At 63.5% G+C, this 737-nt stretch carries 2 protein-coding genes and 1 pseudogene; 1 reads left to right on the top strand and 2 read right to left on the bottom strand.

Translation table 11 applies throughout. The features are described from left to right. Together ACTIF2_RS27625 and ACTIF2_RS27630 are read right to left on the bottom strand one after the other, a co-directional pair. Positions 1–189 (bottom strand): annotated as a pseudogene (locus ACTIF2_RS27625) (hypothetical protein); the annotation flags it as partial. Positions 190–264: 75 nt separating this feature from the next. Beyond that, on the bottom strand, positions 265–489 hold the full coding sequence (locus tag ACTIF2_RS27630) for a cupredoxin domain-containing protein (RefSeq protein ID WP_439500345.1): 225 nt from the start codon (positions 487–489) through the stop codon (positions 265–267). A 19-nt stretch (positions 490–508) separates the two neighbouring features. On the opposite strand from ACTIF2_RS27630, the gene ACTIF2_RS27635 reads away from it, so the two are divergent. After that, on the top strand, positions 509–737 hold a 229-nt coding region (locus ACTIF2_RS27635), incomplete at its 3' end, for a hypothetical protein (protein WP_439500346.1).

The raw sequence follows: 737 nt of genomic DNA on the forward strand, positions 1-737 counted from the left end.
GTCCTTGTCCACCTTGCGGATCTCGCCTTCGGCAAGCTCGGAAGCTGCGGCGTCTGATCCGCTGGCCGCAGGCGCCTTCTCGGACATGCCCGGCATGTCAGCCATGGGTTTGGAGGACTGCGCGCCGGCTGCGCCAGCGAACGAGAGTGCGGCAACGAATGCCAAGAGTGCGATGCGGATGTTTGACATGAGGATCTCCTGTGCTATGAATGAATTTGGAGTCCCGCCGCGTTCCGATGGAAGTGCGCGGCGGGAGTGTTTCGCTTACTTCCCGGTCTTGGTCACGTTCACGGCGCCCTTCATGCCGGCGTCGTAGTGGCCGGGCTGCAGGCATGCGAAGTCGACCTTGCCGGCCTTGGTGAACTGCCAGACGATCTCGCCGGTCTTGCCCGCGGCCAGCGTCACCATGTTCGGATCGGAGTGCTCCATCTCCGGGTTCTTCTTCATGACTTCGTAGTGCTCCTTGAGCTCCTTCTCGGTTCCGATCACGAGCTCGCACGGTCTCGCCTTGCTTGACACTGATGTCGGCCGGCGTGAAGCGCATGCTGTCGGCCATGTCGACGTTGATCGTGCGGGTGGTCTTGGTGGCCACGCCGGGCTTGCCGATCGCCTCGTCGGCCTCGTGGCCGTGACCACCGGCGTGGGTGCCGGATGCCGAAGCGCCCGCGGCGGCCAAGGCCAGGAGTGCTGCGAAAGCGGTCTTGCGGAAGGTGTGTTTCATGGGTTTCCTTTGAGAG

Source organism: Allobosea sp. (genome assembly GCF_051860145.1).
Lineage (GTDB): Bacteria > Pseudomonadota > Alphaproteobacteria > Rhizobiales > Beijerinckiaceae > Allobosea.